Here is a 19,083-nt window from a genome sequence, read left to right on the forward strand (position 1 = left end):
CCTCGATTAGACGTGGTCGCCGCGACCCCTTTATTCCTGACAATAAACTTTACAGAAGAAATACAATGTCCGGTTCAGTTAACAACTTAATCATCCTTTTCTGCGTCATCCCACTCGCAGCAGGATTGCTCAGCGTCCCCCTCGTCGGCCGCTCCTTCCCCAGCCGTGTCATCGGCACACTCTCCTTCGCATCAACTTTCCTACTCGCCGTCTACTTCCTTCTCAAAGGACACGCAGACAACGTTATCTATACCTCTCAGATGGGACAATGGAGCGCCCCTTTCGGCATCACCATCGTCTTCGACAACCTCTCAGGTCTCCTACTCGCCACCGCATCCGCCGTTGCACTTGGATCATACATCCACTCACATTCAACCAACGCATCACACATTGAGCACGGCTACTTTCATCCCCTCATCCAACTCCTCATGTTTGGTGTCAACCTCTCATTCCTCACCGGTGACCTTTTCAACCTCTTCGTCGCATTCGAAATCATGCTCATGGCTTCATACGCCCTGCTCACCATCGGCACCACTAAAAAACAAATGGCTCAGGCCTACAAATATGTCATGCTCAACCTCCTCGCATCCACCGTCTTCGTCATCGCCGCTGGCATGGCATACGGTATGCTCGGAACACTCAACATGGCGGACATGGCCCTCATCGTTAAAACCAAAATCGACTCTGGTGAAGGCCTTCCTACTGGCTTTACCGCTCTCGCACTCATGTTCCTCTTCGTCTTCGGACTCAAAGGCGCCTTCTTCCCGCTTTGGTTCTGGCTCCCCGATACCTACTACACCGTTCCGATCTCCATCGCCGGTCTTTTCGGCGGCATGCTTACCAAAGTCGGTGTCTATGCAGTCGTTAGAACCTTCCCGCTCATTTTCGCACAATCACTCGTAGGGGTACCTGAAGAGATCGCTGGGTCACTCGCAACCCGCGACACCATGCTCCTCATCATCGCCGTTTCCGCAGCATTCACCATGTTCCTAGGCGTTCTCGGCGCCGTCTCGCAGCATGAAATCCGCCGCATCCTCTCCATCCACGTCATCTCGCAGGTCGGCTACATGGTCTTCGGCCTCGCCATCATGACCGGTTGGGCACTCGCAGGATGCATCTTCTACATGATTCAGCACATGGTGGTGAAGTGTTCTCTCTTCCTATGCTGCGGCATCATGGAAAAACACGCAGGCACAGACGACCTCGACAAGCTTGGCGGCCTCCTCAAACGCGATACCAAACTCGCTGTTCTTTTCTTTGTCGCAGCCATGTCCCTCGTCGGTCTTCCACCACTCTCCGGCTTCTTCGGCAAAATGGTCATCATCTGGGAAGGCTGGAATAACAACCTCTGGTGGCTCTCCATCATCGGCCTGGCCACCGGTGCTCTCACACTTCTCTCAATGTTGAAAATTTGGTCATACGGTTTCTGGAATCCTACCCCAGCGAAGTATCCGCACCAGACCAACGCGAAAACGGTCATCGCAAGCTCGCGTTCCGGCTACCTCGGTATCTCAATGCTCGTCGTGTTAGCACTATTCCTCGGCTTCGGTGCTGGCCCTATCTACAAGTTAGCTGACCGAGCAGGCAATCAGCTCGTCAACCCCGAATACTACATCAATGCTGTTCTTCCGCCACAGAGAATCGAATTCATTAACCCCGAATTCGCTCAAAAACTTAAAGACAGCAAAAACGTGATCTATAAAACAAGCCCGTTGCATGATAACCTCGGGATTGTCAGTGAAATCCCAGTTATCTCAGCTGTATACAACAAGGAGGCCCACTAATGAGTAGCCTCTTCCTGATGAACCTGCTCCTTGCTGGCATTTGGCTCGCACTCTCCAGCGAAGTGACATTCCTAAATGTCGCAATGGGCCTCATTATCGGCGCCCTCCTCATCGCACTCTACACACGCGCCCTTGGCCGTGATAACTATCTCCTCAAACTCATCCGTTTCCTCCTCTACTCAATCTACTTCCTGAAAATTCTCATCAAGGTCAACTTCCAAGTTGCCTATGAAGTCATCACGCCCGGCTACAAAATGTCGCCACGCATCATCCGCTACCCCGTCGAGGGACTCACCGATATCCAGATCACAACACTCGCCAACTCCATCACCCTCACCCCCGGCACACTATCCGCTGACGTCGATGACAACGACCCCAACGGCAAATGCCTCTACATCCACTGCATGTATGCACAGGATCGCAAAGAGGCTATCAGTGAATTAGATGAACTAAAAACCCGTATGTTATGGGAGGTGTTCGGTGTTCCTGAACATGAGCAACCTAAATCTAGCTAACCTCCTGGCCGCTGCTCCGCAAGCCGCCGAGGCCGCCGCTGATGGCTTCCAGATGAGCAACAGCTTCGCGATCTATCTCCTCAACCTCATCCTATGGGGCGGGACGATTTCGCTCGTTCTTGGCATCATCTTCTGCCTTCTGCGTATCCTCAAAGGCCCGCACATGGCAGACCGAGTTCTCGCAGCAGATACCCTCTCCATGCAGGTGCTCGGCCTCGTCGTCATCCTCACCATCGTGACCCGCGAATCCATGTACTTCGACGTCGTCCTCGGCGTTGCGATCATCGGATTCGCATCAACCGTTGCATTCTCTCAATACATCGGTGCCCGCGCTGATGAAAAAATGCACGCCAAAGACAATAAGGAGACCAACTCATGAATATGCTCTCCATCATTGCTGCAGCCAACGAAGCAGTAATTCACGCAGAAGATATCACAATGAACAATGATGCATTCATGGATTTTGTACTCTCTTCTATCCGTGAATACGCCGCTGTCTTTTTCCTCTTCTGGGGCCTCTTCTTCATGTTCGTGGGCGCACTTGGCGTTTATCGCCTTCCAGATGTCTTCCACCGCATGCACGCGGCTTCCAAATGCTCAACCCTCGGCGTTCTCGGCCTCATGCTCGGTGTCATCCTCGCAGTCGGCACACTCTCCATCACAACCAAAGCAATTCTCACTGTTGTCTTTGCTTTTGCCGCCGTTCCCGTCGGCTCACACCTATTAGCAAAAGCCGCTCTCAAAGACGGCGCTCCCAAATGGTCTGGCACGATTACTGACGAATGGTCAAAATCACAAACCGCACCAACCGACATGGACTAACTCAATCAATCAAAGAGCTAAATCCAAAAGCTGCCGTCCTAGGCAGCTTTTTTTCATGCACAATGAAACATAATCTTCCCTACAGCGTCATAATCATGAAGCCCATACAATGGAGCAATCATGACCCGCTGGAAACAACGAGCCTACAAGCTGCGGCATCTGTTACTCAGTCTCGCCATTATCACCTTTCTTGCCGCCTTTTACCTATCGCTCATCCATCCACTTCTAGTATGGAGTGAAATTGAAACCCCTGTCGTATTCACACCGATTTTCACGCTCATCTCTTTCCTGATCGACAGCACTAAAATTACATCTCTCGAAAAACTCTATTTCACCGCCTACATCCTCTTTATCTGGGCCCTGATCATTTTCTTTCAATGGTTGTATCTCGCCCCGCGCAAAAATTTCATTCAAACAACCACCACACCAGCAAGACCCATGAAACGCGCCATGATCGTTGCCGCCTTCATGTCCACGCTACTCTCACTAGGCCTAATTTTCATCATTCTCGAACTCTTCACCGTCTACATCGATTTCGGTTGGCTCGCTGCCCTCATCATCACCGCCGCCATGCTCCTCATTTGGTCTATCTGGTCATTCATCTTCTATCAATTTTGGCGAGCAAATGACCAATACACCCAGCTCACCAAAATGACCCGCGCTCTCTTTGTTGGCTCATCTCTTGAAGCGGTCATCGCCGCCGCTGTCTATGCTGCCAATCCACACAAAATGGATTGCTACTGCGCTCGCGGCTCATACCTCTCCCTCATATACTCCCTTACCGTTATCTTCTGGTCATTCGGCCCCGGCCTCTACTTCCTCTACCTCTATCAGAAACGCCGACAGCATCTCATCACATATCGCATCACCTGCCCCGACTGCGGCTACAACCTCCACGGCTCCACCTCATCAACCTGCCCCGAATGCGGTTGCGATTTAAGCGCAAAATAAAAAGCTCGCCGAAACGAGCCTTATTCTCAATGACGATCATACTCATGTTTACTCAAACACAATCTGTCCAAACTTATCCGGCTGATGATAATCCAATTTCTCACCCACATCTTGCCACATCCCCCAGTGCGGATGACTGCTCTCGTCTGCGCACTTATAAAAATTTCCTCGCCATGTCACTTCTTTTCCCTCGCCCGGTTTCTGTCCATCCCAACCACCCAGATAAGCCTCAAACAATACCCAAGGCACAAAATACTCCACCTGCCACACCGTCTCCTCTTTGACCTCTTCCTCTACACGCTCCGGCATCGAATGGTAAATCTCAATCTGGTCTAACCATTCATTAGAAACCTCAACATCTTCCTTACGCGGTTTCATCGTATACGCCAGCAGAATATGTCCCCCACAACTCACCTCAAAATTGAAGTACCCCTTACCATTAATCGGCTGCACGAAAAACTCCGCACAACTATCCCGGCAAACATACGACTGCCGCTCGCAATACTTCGCAATCACATACTGATCAACCACACGAAAATGCACGTACACCCCGGCCTCATCATAAACCATCTTGACCTCAACCCCCGGCTGATGATCACTACTGCGTTCATGAAACGCCTCCAGTCTCGCAGCCGTCACGCCGCCCCACACCGCTCCACTCCAATCCCCATCCAAACCCGGCTTCCCCGCCGCTTTGACAACCCGATATTCTTTCATCTCAAAACCTTTCGAGTACTACATTTTGCGTGAACATATTCCGTTTCGATAAATCCAATGACCAGCAGCAGCTTGACGTAATCAAAAGCAAGTCAAATGAAACGACCTACTGGTCAATGAGGAAGTGATTTCACAAAACGCTTTAAAAAAGCCGACCACCACAGCGATCGGCTATCAATTTCAATTTCTTATTCCCCAACAATCTCATTACGCGTCTTCACGTTCCACAACCTTGAAGTTCTCACGCTCACCTCGGCCCTCAACCGGATAATCTTTGCGTAGTGGGTGGGCTGGGTAATCTTCCCAGAGCAGAATGCGACGTAGATCAGGATGCCCGTCAAAACGGATCCCATACATGTCAAACACTTCACGCTCCATCCACTCCGCGCCTGCCCAAATATCCGTCACACTATCAACGTGCAATGCCGGGTCTGCTTCGATCCCATCCGTAGGCAAACTCGGATCCAGCATCACCTTCACATTGAGTTTCATATTCTTTTTCGTGTTCGCCAGAATATAAACCACCGCAAATCGGCCCTCCGGCCCATTCCCACCTTCAGCCTTCGGGTAACCCAAATAGTCCACACCCGTCACATGCGAAAGAAAATCATACTCACACTCAAAATCTTCACGCAGGTACACCATGATCGCGTGCAGATTTTCCTTATCCACGACCAGCGTTGTGTCCCCACGAAACTCCGTCGCAAACAACTTCGCCTTCGGGAACCGCGCCTTAACAAGCGCCAGCGTCGGATGATCAAGATTTGGCTTTGCCATGATTTTCTCGCTTCGTCTTAACTCTCAGCTATTACAGTACCTGTAGCAATCACACCCACCCCGCATCCCCTCGTGAGCCATAAATTGTAGAGCAATCTCGCGTTCTGCCAAGTTGCCCCCAATCCTCTCGCGTTTTCAGGCCCCTTTCCCACATTATCCCGTCTTCACCGCCACCTGAATCGCCTCAATCAGCCCCAAAACCAGCTTATCCCACTTCTCGCAAACCTCCGGCCACTCATACGCCAAAGCGTCCGCCATCGTGATCAAATCCTGATTGATGATCAGCTCTTTCAGTCCAGCCAACTGCTTCAGCAACTCAGCCGCATATTTCTCCACCGGCTCGCCCTCAACCTTCACCTCATCCAGCCTCAGCCCCACCAAGCTCGTTGACTGGGAAACACCCTGCTGCACCCACAACCAGCCGTCCACAATCTCAGCGATCACCGCCAATGCCGCCGGAGCATCGTCTTGCTGCAATAGATCTGCCGCCTCTTGTTGTCGCTGCTGAACTTCGCTGATCTGTCCCCGCACCTCATCCAACACCTCCACCGCCAATTCCACCGTGTCTGCTGAGATCAGCTTCAGCTCATCACCATCAGCAAAGATCCTGCTCATCGCAGCATCCAGCACCTCACCGCTCATCTGATCACCATTTAGCGACACTTCCACCACAATCCGCCCCGTTTTCCCAGCGTGATCGCTCGCTTCCTCGACCGCATCGCCCACCGTGCTAACTTCCAGTTCCAACAGTTGATCATCTAGGTATACTTTCATTCCAGCATGATACCCCCTCAAGCTTCATGCGACCAACCTTCCTCCTCCCTAAATCATCTACCCACAGGAGCCAACCCATGTCTGACCGCATCATCGTCCTCGATGGCCACACCCTCACGCCCAATACCCCTGGCAATCTCGCCTCCTCTCAAGACCCCACATGGGACGCACTCGCCGCACTAGGTTCCGACATCCACGTCTACCCACGCACCCTTCCGGAAGACATCATTTCTCATGCAGACGATGCTCCCATCCTCTTCACCAACAAAGTACCCTTCACGGCCGACACCATTGTTCAACTCCCCAACCTCAAATACATCGGCGTCCTCGCCACAGGCTACAACATCATCGACCTCGAAGCCGCCACTGATGCAGGCATCACCGTCACCAACGCCGCAGGTTACTCCACACCTTCCGTCGCACAGCACGTCTTCGCACTCATCCTCGAACTCCTCACCCACACCGCCTCGCACGGCCTCGCCGTTCATCAAGGCCACTGGACCGCTTGCCCTGACTTCACATTCACTGTTCAACCCACCACCGAACTCGCCGGTAAATCCATCGGCATCGTCGGCCTTGGAACCATCGGTCGTACTGTCGCTAAAATCGCACACGCTTTTGGCATGAACGTACTCGCCCCTGAACGCCCCTCATCCGCCTCCTTCTCCCAACACGGCCTGCCCGTTAACTTCCTCCCACTCAAAGACCTCATCGCGCAATCAGACATCCTCTCGCTACACTGCCCACTGACCTCAGACACGCATCACCTGATCAATAAAAAAACACTTAAACTCATGAAACCATCCGCCATCCTCATCAACACCGGACGCGGCCCACTGATCGACGAATCCGCACTCGCCGAAGCGCTCAAGCAAGGCCAAATCGCCGGTGCAGGTCTTGACGTCCTGTCAGCCGAACCACCCACCGCTGATAACCCGCTCATCGGCGCACCTCGCACTGTCATCACACCCCACATCGCATGGGCCACACGCGAATCCCGCCTCCGTCTTATGGACATCGTCACCAACAACCTCCGCGTTTACCTTGCCGGCAACCCTGTCAATGTCGTCAACTAATCCAAGCAGATTTCCGTGTATCACGTTTCATCTGTTTCTCTTTCAAGCCTGCCACCACCGGTGACAGGGTGTTTGTAACCTAAACGCCGATCTAACCACAATAAAGCCCCTCATTTTGTCTCGTCACGAACTCAACACCTTTTCCTATAGCCGCCGCGACACCTCGCGCCAATCAATTTTGGATTAAACCAACCACGACATGTATAGCCATCTACATCAAGACCAAACGGTTACGCCCAACAACGTCATCCACAAAATGACTGGACGATTTTCAACACATCCCTGATAATAAATTCACGTTACAAACATAAGCAGCAAGGACGCGTCCCGTTTGACCGAGCAACCACAGAACATATTGCTTCTTACAGCCATGCAGCCCGAGATGCTCCCAATTCTTAAAGCACTCAATCTAACCACCCGCTGTATTAATCAAACCACACCGCTCAACAATCTCATTCATCTCACCCCTGCCGTTATTGGTGTCGGGCAGACTCATGCTTTCAGCAACACCTCAAAACTCATCGAACAACACGCCCCTGACCTCGTACTCTTGCTCGGCATCTCAGGCGCACTTGATCCCGAACTCGAAACCGGCGACCTGCTCATCCCCGATTCCTTCATTAACGATCACAACGACCCCGTTATCCTCCGCCCCGCCATCGAGCACCTCCACTTTTTTCCCAACTTATTAAAGCTTGATGCGATTACTGAAACGATCGAATACACCGCTGACACCATCATCTCCACCCCAGAGAGCAAGCTCCATGTCTATGAGCACAAGCTCGCGCATGCTGCCAACATGGAATCTTACGCTGTCGCCAAGGCCGCCCGCGCCACCAGCACCCCCTTCCTCATTCTCCGCGCAATCGCCGATACCGCCGACGATCATCTCCTCTCAGAATCAGCCGATTGGATTAACTCATCAACCGGGAAGCAAAAGACCATCGCAGCCGTCACCCACCTGCTCTTCCACCCAACCCACCTGCCCGATCTGCTCTATATGCAAAAGACCTTCAATCTAGCCACCCAAACCCTCGCCTCTGCAATCAAGCATCTTCTCAAACCAGCCTGATTTTCTGCTAAAATCCCATCATGGATCTCACCCCCTATAAAAACATCATCGTCTTCGGCGGCTCATTCGACCCGCCCCATAAAGCGCATCTTATCCTTCCCGAACTCGTCCGTGAGCAACTTGGTGCCGACCTTGTTCTCTACATCCCTGCAGGTCGCGCCCCCCATAAACTCGACAAAGTTCAAACCGATCCCATGCACCGCCTGAACATGCTCAAACTCGCACTTGACGAATCGCCTAACCATGCATTAGTCGCCTCTCTTGAAATCGATCGCGCCAACGACGGCCAACCTTCCTATACCGTCAACACGCTCCAGCAACTCAAGCAACTAGCACCGCATGCGACTTTCCGTCTGCTTTTCGGAGCGGATCAACTCCGAATCTTCGATCAGTGGTATCAGCACAAAACCATCGAAGAAATAGCCGAACCCATCGTCATGGTTCGCTCGCCAGATTCCGCGCAATCACTGCTCGAATCGTTATCCGAATCGCAACGTACTAAATGGGCAGATCGACTCGTCGAACTCCCTTTGCTCGACATCTCATCAACAAACATCCGAGACGCAATCGCTTCATCTCAAACAGATGCACATAACAGCACAATCCCCGCTTCGGTTCTTGCTTACATTCAACAGCATCATCTGTATCAAGATCGAGATTGATCGCACAAATGTAACTAGCGCAATGCAATTTAATTAATCTCATCACTTGTTATTTTCGACTTGAATTTGCCCATCTGACTAACGTACTTGCGCGCACAGATTTCAATTTTTAGTGATTAACCCGTAACTAAAAAAATCAAAGAATTGAGAAAAACACAAAACTTTGATCAGTTTCAGCTCAAACTAGCCAAGAAACAGCAAAAAAACCCACAGGTTTTTGACACAAAATCGCATTTTGAGCAGTTTGCGCGCACAAAAACAAAAACAACAAAAACCGTACTTTTTGGCACGGTTTTTGCATGATTATTCTCATTGTTCTATTTGATGATTAGGGGAAGATGCCGCGGATATTATAAACGCGATCAATATTATCCAGCGCCGCAATGTATGCTGCGGTACGCATATCACACTCATAGCGATGTAGTGCAAGCTTGACGCGTTGCGCTGCTGAGTACATGTGCCTTCGCAGGTTTTCATCGACTGTTTTTTCATCCCAAGATTCAGCCTGACGGTTTTGCCGCCACTCAAAATAACTCACCGTCACACCGCCTGAGTTGCAAAGTATAGCCGGCAGGATCGCAATCCCGCGATCACGCAAAACCTTCTCACCTGGAGGTGTAGTCGGCGCGTTCGCGGCTTCCGCAACCACTTTCGCATTAAGCATTTCCGCTTTCCGAGCATCAATCATCTGCTCCAGCGCAGCCGGGATAAATAGATCAACATCCGCTCTATAAAATTCATCTTCACTCGCCGGATCAGCGTCCGGATATCCGCCAACACCGCCATGTTCCGTGACGTATGCAGCGAGTTTTACCGCATCAATCCCGTCCTCATTGATGATCGCGCCAGTGTGGTCCATCACGGTTTTTAGTTTCGAGCCGTGTGGCTGGAGCAGACGCGCCGCCCATGAACCCACGTTACCAAATCCCACCACAGAGTATGAGATATCCTTCAGCGGTAATCCCATTTCTGGCATCAATTCTTCGAGGATATAAACCACACCCTGCCCTGTTGCTTTTTCGCGGCCTTGTGAGCCGCCGAAATCAACCGGTTTGCCTGTTACCACCGCCTGACCCATCCACCGCTTGGTTGCTGGAGTCATGTTGATGTATGTATCTGCGATCCAAGCCATGACTTGCGCGTTCGTGCCAACATCAGGTGCGGGGATGTCGTAATCTGGGCCGATGTTATCGCCCAGCGCTGAGACAAAGCGGCGAGATAACCGCATGAGTTCATTGGTACTTAGTGATCCTGGATCGACCTGAACACCGCCTTTTGCGCCGCCGAGCGGCAAGCGAACAAGCGAATTCTTCATGGTCATTAGCACGGCCAGTGATTTCACATGATCAAGTGATACACCTGCATGAAAACGCATGCCGCCTTTGTATGGTCCGAGAATATTGTTGTGTTGAACGCGGTAGCCTTTAAACAGCTTGTAGTCGCCGTTGTCCATCTGGACAGGGAAATGCATGATGATTTCGTTTTTGGGCTGCGCGAGGATGAGCTGCAGCTTACGCGGCGCGTCCATGATCTGACACGCATGGAGCACGTCGTTAATGACCTGCTGATAGAGGTCGGAGGGATCGTACCGAAACCCCAATTCGGTCATGATGCTTTCAGGTTTATCTGCCATGTATGACTCCACGCGAACAATAACTTTTCAGGCTATCAGGGTTGATCATCGGTTTTATAAGTCTTTTATATTAGACGAATTAATCCACAATGATGAAATAACTGTATAGCCGCTTACCAGTGATATCGTCAATTCGATATGATCAAATCATGATTATCTACATCTGTAACGACCTTATTTTTGGTACGAAGATCAGTTCCACAGCCGAGGCGCTAGGGATTGTGAGCCGCCCCGTGCGAAATCTGAGTATGCTTGAGAATCGTCTGAACATGGTGGATGACGGGAAGCCGAACCATCCGGTGTCGGGCATGATGCTGGATCTCGATACGGGCGAGGATGGATTGAAGTTGCTGGATGCTGTGAAAGCTCATTCACCTGAGATACCGGTGGTTGCGTTTGGCTCGCATGTGTTGGTTGACATGCTCGAAAGTGCGAGGCAACGGGGCGCGGATTTTGTGATGCCGCGCGGCGCGTTTACTGCGAATCTGGTTGATATTCTTGAGCGGATGAAGGGTGAGGTCTAACCTTCGGTTAGGTAGTGATAGTATTCGGGCATATCGTCAGAAATTTGAAAGTATATGTGATCTACAAGACACCCCACGACCGGCGGTCGTGGGCTTGTGGTGAATGTTTTATGCCTATAAGAAAACCCACATCGGTTGATGTGGGTTTGTTTGTTTTGTGTGGGGGATTGTCTAATCAGTTGTTAGCTGTCGGAGGCGAATTCGGCGATGCGGATTGAGACGAGGTTGCCGTCGATCTCCTTAAGCGCTTCGATCTCGGTGATTGCGGAATCTAGGTCGCCTTGCTTAGCGTCGTGGGTGGTGATGACGATTGGGGTGAACTCGCCGGGGTTGGATTCGTGCTGCATGACGGCTGCGATTGAGATGTCTTTGTTGCCGAGGATGGTTGTGACCTTGGCGATGACGCCGGGGACGTCGAGTGCGTTGAAGCGGAGGTAGTAGCGGGACTCGATGTCTTCTTTTGCTACGAGTTCTGCAGGGTCATTGCAGTCTGGGGTGAGATTCATTTGAGCGAATGCTGCACCGTACCAGCCGGACGCGATGTTGAGTGCGTCGGAGACGACGGCGGATGCGGTTGGGTAACGACCTGCGCCTGCACCGTAGTACATGGTGTGACCGACGGCGTGGCCGTAGACGGAGAGAGCGTTCATTGGGCCGTGAACGTTGGCGATGAGATCGGACTTGTGAACGAAGCATGGCTGGGTCTTGACTGAAACCGGGCCGTTCTCTTCTTTGCGTTCCGCTGTGCCGAGGAGCTTGATGTCGTAGCCGAGTTCAGCACCGAATTGGATGTCCTGGAGGTCGAGGATGTCGACGCCGATGTGTTCGACTTGTGAACCTTCGATGTGTACGCCGAAGGCGAGTGATGCGAGGATGGAGAGTTTTTGAGCGGTGTCGGCGCCGGAGACGTCGAGGTATGGATCGGCTTCAGCGAAGCCTTTTTCCTGTGCTTCTTTGAGAGCAACGTCATAGGTTTTATTTTTCTGAGTCATCTCGGTGAGGATGTAGTTGCATGTGCCGTTGAGGATGCCGTAGAGGCCGCCGATTTGGTTGGCCATGAGGCCGTACTTGAGAGCGGTGATGCAAGGGATGCCGCCGCCGCAAGATGCTTCAAAGGCGATGGAGACATTGTTTTTATGTGCGAGGCCGAAGAGCTCGTGGCCGTGCTTTGCGAGGAGGGCTTTGTTGGCGGTGACGATGTGTTTACCGGCTTCGAGTGCTTTTTTGACGAAGGTGTAGGCTGCGCCTGTGCCGCCCATAAGCTCGATGAGGATTTCGAAGTCGGATGACCAGAAATCATCTGCGTTGTCAGTGAGGACGCCATCGGCGATGTGCTCTTTACGGTCAGCAGGGACTTCTGCCACGTTGAGGACGAGGACTTTGGAGACCTGAACGGGCTTACCGATGCGTTTTGCGTAGGTTTGGGCCTGGGTTGCGAAGAGTTCGGTCACGCCTCCGCCGACGGTGCCCATGCCGATGATGCCGATGTTGATTGGTTTGTCACTCATGATGAAACTCCTTGCGGGGCGTTGTGTACTTGTTTGAGGGGGTAAAGATACCAATATGGGGGGGATTTTGCCACTTGAGGAAGCGTTTGAGGCGTTATTGGCGAGGTGGGATCTTAGGCGGTTGTTGTGGCTGATATGGCGCTAAATGTGTCTCACTACACGGATTGCGGGGAGTCGGGTAGAATGTATGTATGAGCAAAGATATGAAAACGCTTGCGAACGATAAAGACATGATTCTGCCTGTGTGCGCGATTTTCAGAAGATTTCTGAAGACGCAAGGGTTGAAGTTCACAACAGAGCGGGCGTTGATACTGGATGCGGTGTTGGGTAAGGAAGAAGTTTTCGAGGCAGATGAGTTGCTAAATGAGATGCGTGATGCAGAGCATCGTGTGTCGAAGGCGACGATCTACCGGACTCTGAAACATTTGCTTGAAGCGAATATTATTTCGGAGGTTTTGATCGATTCGCGTCAGGCACATTACAGGACGATCTTCGGGCGTGAGCCGAAGGGGCATCTGGTGTGTGTTGAGACGGGCAAGATTATTGAATTTCCGGTACAAGAATTGGGTGAGATTGCGGATCGGATTGCGAAGGAGCATGGGTATGACCCGGTGTCGCACCGGTTTGTGATTTATGGTGTGTCGCCTGAAGCTCAAAAAGGTGCGCAGGCTGTGGATGGTTGATTGGTTGAATGAAAAAAGAAGGATGAATGAAAAGCCGAGCGTGAAGCTCGGTTTTTTATTAAGTTGTTGGATTCGATTTTAGATCTATCTCGCCATTAGACTTATACGTCTTCTTCGAGATCATCTTCTTCGATGGTGCGTGAGATCATGTAGAGTTCATCACGCCATTTGGCGAGATCAACGGTGCGGCAGCGGTCTGAGCAGAAGGGGTAGTTGGGATTGGATTCATCGGTGAGATGATCGCAATTGGGGTTGGAGCATTTGCGTGACTTAGGTTTTGCTGGCTGATCGTTCATGTTGTGATTATAGGGGTGTAAGTGGGGTTATGGCGTGAGGGTTTGATTGGGGAAGGATATTTCCTGGAGACGTTTGGCCCAGTGTTTGCCTGGGGTGAAGGTGATCTTGCGGCCGGGATCTTGGTGGGCGATGTCGACAAGGAGGGTGTGTTCGTCGAGAGCCCAGTCGATGAGGTTGGCCCATTCGATGGCGACGACTGCACCGGATCGGAAGTCGTGGCCGTCGCCTGTCCAGCCGATGGATGCGAGGTCGTCTTTGGTTTCGAGGCGGTACGCATCGATGTGTACGAGGACGAGTGGGGCGCCTTCTTCGGTGTCGTATTCATGCATGATGACGAAGGTGGGTGAGGAGACGGCATGGGGGTAGAGGTTCATGCCGGTTGCGAGGCCGCGGACGAATTGGGTTTTGCCAGCTCCGAGGTCGCCGACGAGTGCGATGATGTCGAGGTCGATGGCGTGCTGGCCGATGGCTTGCCCGATGGCGATGGTGTCATCGAGGGTGTCAGATTGAAGTGTGATGGTATTGTCGCTGGCCTGCTGATTCACGAATGATGTTCCCATCCAAGGTACTGCGGGGTGACGGTTTGGCCGTCAGGGAGGTTGAGCATGATAAGGGATTGGTGGCGTGGGACAAGTGAGCCGATGCGTGTGATGGTGTGGCCGTGATAGGAGGTTTGCTGGCTGGGAAAAGCGTCAAGCGGGGCAGAGAAGAGGAGTTGATAATCTTCGCCGTCGGTTAATGCATGGTGATAGGGAGGGTGTGTGGAGGTTTTTGCGGCGATGAGGGCGGCATCTGAGATGGGGATTTGCGGGACATCAATGATGGCGGTGAGATTGGAGAGTTTGGCGATATGAGACAGGTCGCGGAGCAGGCCGTCGGAGATGTCGATCATGGCAGATGGGCGGCGGGAACCCTGCTCTGCGGCGAGGTGCTGCGCGAGATCGAGCTGAGGAGTGAAATCGAGATGGTGAATGGTATTATTGTGATCGATGATGGAGCCGCCGAGGGGACCGGCGACGTAGAGGGCATCGTTGGGTTGTGCTGTGGAACGGAGGATGGGTGAGCCGTGCTGAGGTTGCATGGATGCGAAGACTGTGATGGAGATCAGGAGCTTGCCGGGCCATGCGGAAATGTCGCCGCCGATGACAGGGCAACTGAAGGTTTGGCCGGTTTGGCGGATGTGCTCGAGGAGGGATTCAGCGTGATGGGATGCAAGTGATTTTGGGAAACTGACTGCGCAGATTGCGGCGATTGGGGTTGCGCCCATCGCTGCAACATCGGAGAGATTGCGGGTGACGGCTTTGCGGGCAATGCGTTTGATGGAGGTGGTTTCGAGGGTGAAGTGGATGCCATCAGCGAGTTGATCGACTGTGACGAGAACGGTTTGGTTGCCGATGGTGAATGCGCCCATGTCATCGCCCGGGGGAATGGTGATGTTGGATGGGAGTGAGCCATTTTGCTTGAAGATATTTTCGAGGAGTTCGAATTCTTGCATAGTCGTATTATAGGGTGATTGAGAGATGAGCATGAAAAAAAGCCTCCGCGAGGGAGGCCTGTTGTGATCTGGTTGTTTATCAGATTAATTTTGCTCGACAGCTTCGGTTTGTTCAGGTGCAGGTTCTGCGGCCTGAGGTTTGGTGGCAGGCTGTTCCCAGAGGATTAAGCCAGGGATGACCATGCCTTCGAAGTTGAGACCGCCAGGAACGATGCGGATGGCGAAGCCATATCGGCCGCTCGTGCCAGCATTGATTGAACCGATGAAACGGTATTTGCCGTCACCAAGGTCTTCAGCTACATCCATATCGAATGCATTGCCGGTGAGGAGTTCACCGTCGTTGCCGACCTGGCCTGAGTAGACCTGAACACGCACCTCTTCAGGTTTTAGATCGCCAAGATAGACGATGGAAGAGACGCCGAGTGAATCATGAACGCCGAGCGGTGATTCTGTGGCTGCGTCGACGGATTCGACATAAAGCTTGTCCCAGTTATCACGCAAGCGGTAGTTTTGATGCGTGTATGAGATGGCTTCCTTGAGGTTGTCTTTTTCAAGGACGCGTGTGCGGCGGAGCGCTGGGAGATAGAGTTTTTCAGCGTATTCCTGAACCTGACGGTTCGAGTTGAACATCGGCGCGAGTTGCGAGATGCAGCGTTTCATTTTCTTGACCCAGCCGCGTGGTACGCCGTGATCGTCACGGTCGTAGAAGAGTGGGACAATTTCTTTTTCGAGCAGGTCGTAGAGTGACTTGCTTTCGATATCGTCTGCAACTTCTGGGTTGGCATATTCTTCGCCGCGGCCGATGGCCCAGCCAAGATCGGACTCGTAGGCTTCGTCCCACCAGCCGTCCATGATTGAGCAGTTGAGGACACCATTAAGAGCGGCTTTCATGCCGGAGGTACCGGATGCTTCCATGCCGCGACGTGGGTTATTCATCCAGACATCGCAGCCTTGAACGAGGTAGCGTGCCACGTGCATGTCGTAGTTTTCGATGAAGACGATGCGGTGAGCCACGTTTGATTGGCGTGCGAATTGAACGATCTGCCTGATGAGATCTTTACCGCCACCGTCTGCGGGGTGTGACTTGCCTGCGATGAGGAACTGGACAGGTTTGTCGGTGCTACGCAGGAGTTTAAGGAGGCGTTCTGCATCACGGAGGATGAGGTTGCCGCGCTTGTAGGTTGCGAAGCGGCGAGCGAAACCAATGGTGAGATTCTTGGCGCTGAGCCCGTCACATACGTCGCGGATGTGTTCCTCTGATGCGCCACGTTGCTTCATCTGCTTACGCAGTTGGCGGCGTGCCCAGAGGATCATGCGCTGACGACGTGATTCGTGAACATCCCAGATTTCTTCATCCGGCATTTCTTCAACGGCTTGCCAAACTGAATGGTCGGCGGAGTCGTTTTGCCAACGTGAACCGAGGTAACGGTCGAGTAGGTTGGAGAGATCGCCGGAGAGCCAAGTGCGTGCGTGGACGCCGTTGGTGACGTGTGTGATGGGGACTTCGTGGCGTGGGACGTGTGGCCAAATGTTATGCCACATGTCACGTGAGACGACGCCATGGAGTTTGGAGACGCCGTTGGCCCAATCTGATGTACGGATGGCGAGTACAGCCATCGAGAAGAATTCGTTTTTGTTGAAGACGTTTTCGCGGCCGAGTGCGAGGAGGCCTTCCATGTCGAGCTTGACGTTACCGATGTAATCTTTGAAGTAACGCTTGATCATGTCAGGTGGGAAGCGGTCAATGCCGGCTGGCACTGGTGTGTGTGTTGTGAAGACATTTTGTGCGGAAGCGAGTGAGCATGCTTCATCGAATGTAATGTTCTTTTCTTCGATGAGATCGCGGATACGTTCGAGCGCGAGGAAAGCGGAATGGCCTTCGTTCATGTGACAGACATCAGGCTTGATGCCGAGTGCGTTCAGCATGCGGACACCGCCGATGCCGAGAACGATTTCCTGTTTGATGCGCATTTCCATGTCGCCGCCGTAGAGCTGGCCGGTGATGGCACGATCTGCGACGTCGTTTTCAGGCATATTTGTGTCGAGGAGGTATAGCGGGATACGACCGACTTGTACCTTCCAGATGCCGCAAGTGACATCACGGCCGGGCATTTCGACTTTTACTTTTAATTGTTGTTTGTCTTCGTTACGGACACGCGTGACAGGGAGATTGGCAAAGTCTAGGTCGGGAAGATATTCCTGTTGCCAACCATCAGCGTTGAGGTACTGCTGGAAGTAGCCATGACGGTATAGAAGGCCGACGGCTACGAGTGGCATGCCGAGCTCGGAGGCGGACTTAAGATGATCGCCAGCGAGGATGCCGAGACCACCAGAGTAGATCTGGAAGCATTCGGTGAGGCCGAATTCAGAGCAGAAGTAAGCCACCTTAAAATCGCCGGGCTTGTGATCAGTGCGATCAAGCCAAGGTGTGCGTTTCATGTGGTTTTCAAAGTTCTCAAGTACTTTTTCAAGAGAACTCAGGAAGCCTTCATCCTTGGCCATGGTTTCAAGCGTTTTTTGCGGTAGCATACCGAGCATCTTGACCGGATTGTGATTGGTCTGCTGCCAAAGCTCACGGTCTAAACGCATAAAGAGGTTGACCGCTTCGGGGTGCCAACTCCACCACATGTTGTTTGCGATATCAAGGAGTGGTTTCAGGGGCTCGGGGAGTGAGGGAACAACTTTGAACGACCGAATTCGTGCCAAGTCCGGGCTAAGCATTTTTTCTCTGCTTTCTATCAATAATCCAACGACTTTGTTTCATCAGTCATTCAAGACTGATAAGTGTGTCGAGCAACTCCGTATACAAATGACAAGAGTTGCGTATCTAACGCTATGAGTCTCTATCGACCACAATCAAAGGCGAACTGAGTCCAATTTGCCCCATAATTGGGGGTTATGCCTGACTTTGTACGATAAATCGAAAGTTTAGCGTCCAATAATGCGCGAATGAGGTTCTGTGTGTGTGAGAGTCGGCGAAGTTATGCGGCGAATAAGGCCGATAACTGATTTTTGTTCGTTGTGCTTTTTGTATTGAGTTATTGGATCGAAGTTGTGAAATGTAAATAGCGTGGCGTCGTAAAACTATTCCGATTCTGTTTCGGCGACAGGCTCGTCTTGTGGCGTCAGCGCGGAAGCGGTCAGCGACTCAAGGCGGCTGAGCGTACGCTCGATCTGGGCTTTGAATGCGTTGTAGGGAAAAAGTGTGACGAGCATGACGATGAGGCCTGCTGCGGTGGTGATGAGGGCCTCTGCGATGCCTTTGCTGAGTTCGCTGGTTTCAGCGGTGCCTGCAGATTCGGAAAGCACCTGGAAAGCAGAGATGATGCCGATGACTGTGCCAAGGATACCGATCATGGGTGCAGCAGAGATGATTGTAGAAAGCGTGGGCATGTAGCGTTCAAGACGGTGACGTTGGCTCTCAACGGCGTCGATCATACCGGCATCGTTGATGTTTTTTTCATTGACGAGTCTGGAAACAGCGCGGCCATAAACGGTTCGGTCGACTTCGACCAATAATCGTGCTTTTTCAATATCGCCATCACGAAGTAATCGCCCAACGCGATCAATTTTAGACTTTTGTCCGGGATGGTTCTGCGAGACGAAGAACCATAAACGCTCGAAAGCAAGCGTCATGGAGGTAAGGCTCAAAGCAAGTAGAGGCCACATCATGATGCCACCACGTTGCATGATCATCCAGAAACTATCGGAGAGCGATTGGAACATAGATACAGGATACCATAGAGTCGGTCATGATGACATTCAGGAAGCTTGCTGAAAGCACGTATGATAC

At 52.0% G+C, this 19,083-nt stretch carries 20 protein-coding genes; 10 read left to right on the forward strand and 10 right to left on the reverse strand.

Annotated features, from left to right (window positions below; all coding sequences use genetic code 11):
* Window positions 1–65 precede the first annotated feature (65 nt).
* The 5 genes from KS4_RS08805 (at window position 66) to KS4_RS08825 (ending at window position 4,072) form a co-directional block, all read left to right on the forward strand.
* Window positions 66–1,784, forward strand: a complete 1,719-nt coding sequence (locus KS4_RS08805; protein WP_145077130.1) for a proton-conducting transporter transmembrane domain-containing protein — start codon at window positions 66–68, stop codon at window positions 1,782–1,784.
* Window positions 1,784–2,299 carry a Na+/H+ antiporter subunit E gene (locus tag KS4_RS08810; RefSeq protein WP_145077132.1) on the forward strand — a complete coding sequence of 172 codons (516 nt, stop codon included), beginning with the start codon at window positions 1,784–1,786 and terminating at the stop codon, window positions 2,297–2,299. The genes KS4_RS08805 and KS4_RS08810 overlap by 1 nt, the downstream gene beginning before the upstream one ends.
* Complete coding sequence (locus tag KS4_RS08815) at window positions 2,277–2,678, forward strand: monovalent cation/H+ antiporter complex subunit F (protein WP_145077134.1); 402 nt, start codon at window positions 2,277–2,279, stop codon at window positions 2,676–2,678. Before KS4_RS08810 ends, KS4_RS08815 begins: the two co-directional genes overlap by 23 nt.
* Complete coding sequence (gene mnhG, locus KS4_RS08820; protein WP_145077135.1) at window positions 2,675–3,121, forward strand: monovalent cation/H(+) antiporter subunit G; 447 nt, start codon at window positions 2,675–2,677, stop codon at window positions 3,119–3,121. Before KS4_RS08815 ends, mnhG begins: the two co-directional genes overlap by 4 nt.
* 120 nt (window positions 3,122–3,241) lie before the next feature.
* Window positions 3,242–4,072, forward strand: a complete 831-nt coding sequence (locus KS4_RS08825) for a phage holin family protein (protein WP_145077137.1) — start codon at window positions 3,242–3,244, stop codon at window positions 4,070–4,072.
* A 48-nt stretch (window positions 4,073–4,120) separates the two neighbouring features.
* Here the strand turns inward: KS4_RS08825 and KS4_RS08830 are convergent, their stop codons facing one another.
* The 3 genes from KS4_RS08830 to KS4_RS08840 all read right to left on the reverse strand — a co-directional run bounded on the left by KS4_RS08830 (window position 4,121) and on the right by KS4_RS08840 (window position 6,340).
* Window positions 4,121–4,789: a carbohydrate-binding family 9-like protein gene (locus KS4_RS08830; protein ID WP_145077139.1), complete on the reverse strand. Its 669-nt coding sequence runs from the start codon at window positions 4,787–4,789 to the stop codon at window positions 4,121–4,123.
* A 207-nt stretch (window positions 4,790–4,996) separates the two neighbouring features.
* The gene (locus KS4_RS08835) at window positions 4,997–5,566 is read right to left on the reverse strand and encodes an NADH-quinone oxidoreductase subunit C (RefSeq protein WP_145077141.1); all 570 of its coding nucleotides are present in this window, start codon (window positions 5,564–5,566) and stop codon (window positions 4,997–4,999) included.
* A gap of 153 nt (window positions 5,567–5,719) precedes the next feature.
* Window positions 5,720–6,340 (reverse strand): hypothetical protein, encoded by a 621-nt coding sequence (locus tag KS4_RS08840; protein ID WP_145077143.1) that lies wholly within the window; start codon window positions 6,338–6,340, stop codon window positions 5,720–5,722.
* A gap of 77 nt (window positions 6,341–6,417) precedes the next feature.
* On the opposite strand from KS4_RS08840, the gene KS4_RS08845 reads away from it, so the two are divergent.
* The 3 genes from KS4_RS08845 to nadD all read left to right on the forward strand — a co-directional run bounded on the left by KS4_RS08845 (window position 6,418) and on the right by nadD (window position 9,150).
* Entirely contained in the window at window positions 6,418–7,416 is a 999-nt protein-coding gene (locus tag KS4_RS08845; RefSeq protein WP_145077144.1) for a D-2-hydroxyacid dehydrogenase, read from the forward strand.
* 331 nt (window positions 7,417–7,747) lie between these two features.
* The gene (locus KS4_RS08850) at window positions 7,748–8,488 is read left to right on the forward strand and encodes a 5'-methylthioadenosine/S-adenosylhomocysteine nucleosidase family protein (RefSeq protein WP_145077146.1); all 741 of its coding nucleotides are present in this window, start codon (window positions 7,748–7,750) and stop codon (window positions 8,486–8,488) included.
* A 20-nt stretch (window positions 8,489–8,508) separates the two neighbouring features.
* A complete protein-coding gene (nadD, locus tag KS4_RS08855) occupies window positions 8,509–9,150 on the forward strand; it encodes a nicotinate (nicotinamide) nucleotide adenylyltransferase (protein ID WP_145077148.1) in 642 nt (213 codons plus the stop codon).
* Window positions 9,151–9,478: 328 nt separating this feature from the next.
* Here the strand turns inward: nadD and KS4_RS08860 are convergent, their stop codons facing one another.
* Complete coding sequence (locus KS4_RS08860) at window positions 9,479–10,783, reverse strand: Glu/Leu/Phe/Val family dehydrogenase (protein WP_145077151.1); 1,305 nt, start codon at window positions 10,781–10,783, stop codon at window positions 9,479–9,481.
* A 149-nt stretch (window positions 10,784–10,932) separates the two neighbouring features.
* Here KS4_RS08860 and KS4_RS08865 point away from each other — a divergent pair, with 149 nt between their 5' ends.
* Window positions 10,933–11,307, forward strand: a complete 375-nt coding sequence (locus tag KS4_RS08865; protein ID WP_145077154.1) for a hypothetical protein — start codon at window positions 10,933–10,935, stop codon at window positions 11,305–11,307.
* A 182-nt stretch (window positions 11,308–11,489) separates the two neighbouring features.
* Here the strand turns inward: KS4_RS08865 and KS4_RS08870 are convergent, their stop codons facing one another.
* Window positions 11,490–12,815 carry a homoserine dehydrogenase gene (locus tag KS4_RS08870; RefSeq protein ID WP_145077156.1) on the reverse strand — a complete coding sequence of 442 codons (1,326 nt, stop codon included), beginning with the start codon at window positions 12,813–12,815 and terminating at the stop codon, window positions 11,490–11,492.
* A gap of 191 nt (window positions 12,816–13,006) precedes the next feature.
* On the opposite strand from KS4_RS08870, the gene KS4_RS08875 reads away from it, so the two are divergent.
* A complete protein-coding gene (locus KS4_RS08875; RefSeq protein ID WP_145077158.1) occupies window positions 13,007–13,498 on the forward strand; it encodes a Fur family transcriptional regulator in 492 nt (163 codons plus the stop codon).
* A 101-nt stretch (window positions 13,499–13,599) separates the two neighbouring features.
* Here KS4_RS08875 and yacG read toward each other — a convergent pair whose 3' ends face one another.
* The 5 genes from yacG to KS4_RS08900 form a co-directional block, all read right to left on the reverse strand.
* Complete coding sequence (yacG, locus tag KS4_RS08880; protein WP_145077160.1) at window positions 13,600–13,794, reverse strand: DNA gyrase inhibitor YacG; 195 nt, start codon at window positions 13,792–13,794, stop codon at window positions 13,600–13,602.
* A gap of 27 nt (window positions 13,795–13,821) precedes the next feature.
* The gene (gene tsaE, locus KS4_RS08885; RefSeq protein WP_200761103.1) at window positions 13,822–14,340 is read right to left on the reverse strand and encodes a tRNA (adenosine(37)-N6)-threonylcarbamoyltransferase complex ATPase subunit type 1 TsaE; all 519 of its coding nucleotides are present in this window, start codon (window positions 14,338–14,340) and stop codon (window positions 13,822–13,824) included.
* A complete protein-coding gene (thiL, locus tag KS4_RS08890) occupies window positions 14,337–15,290 on the reverse strand; it encodes a thiamine-phosphate kinase (protein ID WP_234698787.1) in 954 nt (317 codons plus the stop codon). Before thiL ends, tsaE begins: the two co-directional genes overlap by 4 nt.
* A gap of 84 nt (window positions 15,291–15,374) precedes the next feature.
* Window positions 15,375–18,011 carry an alpha-glucan family phosphorylase gene (glgP, locus tag KS4_RS08895; protein WP_145077166.1) on the reverse strand — a complete coding sequence of 879 codons (2,637 nt, stop codon included), beginning with the start codon at window positions 18,009–18,011 and terminating at the stop codon, window positions 15,375–15,377.
* 363 nt (window positions 18,012–18,374) lie between these two features.
* Complete coding sequence (locus KS4_RS08900; protein WP_200761104.1) at window positions 18,375–18,986, reverse strand: MotA/TolQ/ExbB proton channel family protein; 612 nt, start codon at window positions 18,984–18,986, stop codon at window positions 18,375–18,377.
* Window positions 18,987–19,083: the final 97 nt, after the last annotated feature.

The organism is Poriferisphaera corsica, from assembly GCF_007747445.1.
GTDB lineage: Bacteria > Planctomycetota > Phycisphaerae > Phycisphaerales > Phycisphaeraceae > Poriferisphaera > Poriferisphaera corsica.

Bases quoted from the DNA above. Each gene is read 5' to 3' on its own strand.
- KS4_RS08805 (WP_145077130.1), top strand. From the start codon at position 66: ATGTCCGGTTCAGTTAACAACTTAATCATCCTTTTCTGCGTCATCCCA.
- KS4_RS08810 (WP_145077132.1), top strand. From the start codon at position 1,784: ATGAGTAGCCTCTTCCTGATGAACCTGCTCCTTGCTGGCATTTGGCTC.
- KS4_RS08815 (WP_145077134.1), top strand. From the start codon at position 2,277: ATGAGCAACCTAAATCTAGCTAACCTCCTGGCCGCTGCTCCGCAAGCC.
- mnhG (WP_145077135.1), top strand. From the start codon at position 2,675: ATGAATATGCTCTCCATCATTGCTGCAGCCAACGAAGCAGTAATTCAC.
- KS4_RS08825 (WP_145077137.1), top strand. From the start codon at position 3,242: ATGACCCGCTGGAAACAACGAGCCTACAAGCTGCGGCATCTGTTACTC.
- KS4_RS08830 (WP_145077139.1), bottom strand. From the start codon at position 4,789: ATGAAAGAATATCGGGTTGTCAAAGCGGCGGGGAAGCCGGGTTTGGAT.
- KS4_RS08835 (WP_145077141.1), bottom strand. From the start codon at position 5,566: ATGGCAAAGCCAAATCTTGATCATCCGACGCTGGCGCTTGTTAAGGCG.
- KS4_RS08840 (WP_145077143.1), bottom strand. From the start codon at position 6,340: ATGAAAGTATACCTAGATGATCAACTGTTGGAACTGGAAGTTAGCACG.
- KS4_RS08845 (WP_145077144.1), top strand. From the start codon at position 6,418: ATGTCTGACCGCATCATCGTCCTCGATGGCCACACCCTCACGCCCAAT.
- nadD (WP_145077148.1), top strand. From the start codon at position 8,509: ATGGATCTCACCCCCTATAAAAACATCATCGTCTTCGGCGGCTCATTC.
- KS4_RS08860 (WP_145077151.1), bottom strand. From the start codon at position 10,783: ATGGCAGATAAACCTGAAAGCATCATGACCGAATTGGGGTTTCGGTAC.
- KS4_RS08865 (WP_145077154.1), top strand. From the start codon at position 10,933: ATGATTATCTACATCTGTAACGACCTTATTTTTGGTACGAAGATCAGT.
- KS4_RS08870 (WP_145077156.1), bottom strand. From the start codon at position 12,815: ATGAGTGACAAACCAATCAACATCGGCATCATCGGCATGGGCACCGTC.
- KS4_RS08875 (WP_145077158.1), top strand. From the start codon at position 13,007: ATGAGCAAAGATATGAAAACGCTTGCGAACGATAAAGACATGATTCTG.
- yacG (WP_145077160.1), bottom strand. From the start codon at position 13,794: ATGAACGATCAGCCAGCAAAACCTAAGTCACGCAAATGCTCCAACCCC.
- thiL (WP_234698787.1), bottom strand. From the start codon at position 15,290: ATGCAAGAATTCGAACTCCTCGAAAATATCTTCAAGCAAAATGGCTCA.
- glgP (WP_145077166.1), bottom strand. From the start codon at position 18,011: ATGCTTAGCCCGGACTTGGCACGAATTCGGTCGTTCAAAGTTGTTCCC.
- KS4_RS08900 (WP_200761104.1), bottom strand. From the start codon at position 18,986: ATGATCATGCAACGTGGTGGCATCATGATGTGGCCTCTACTTGCTTTG.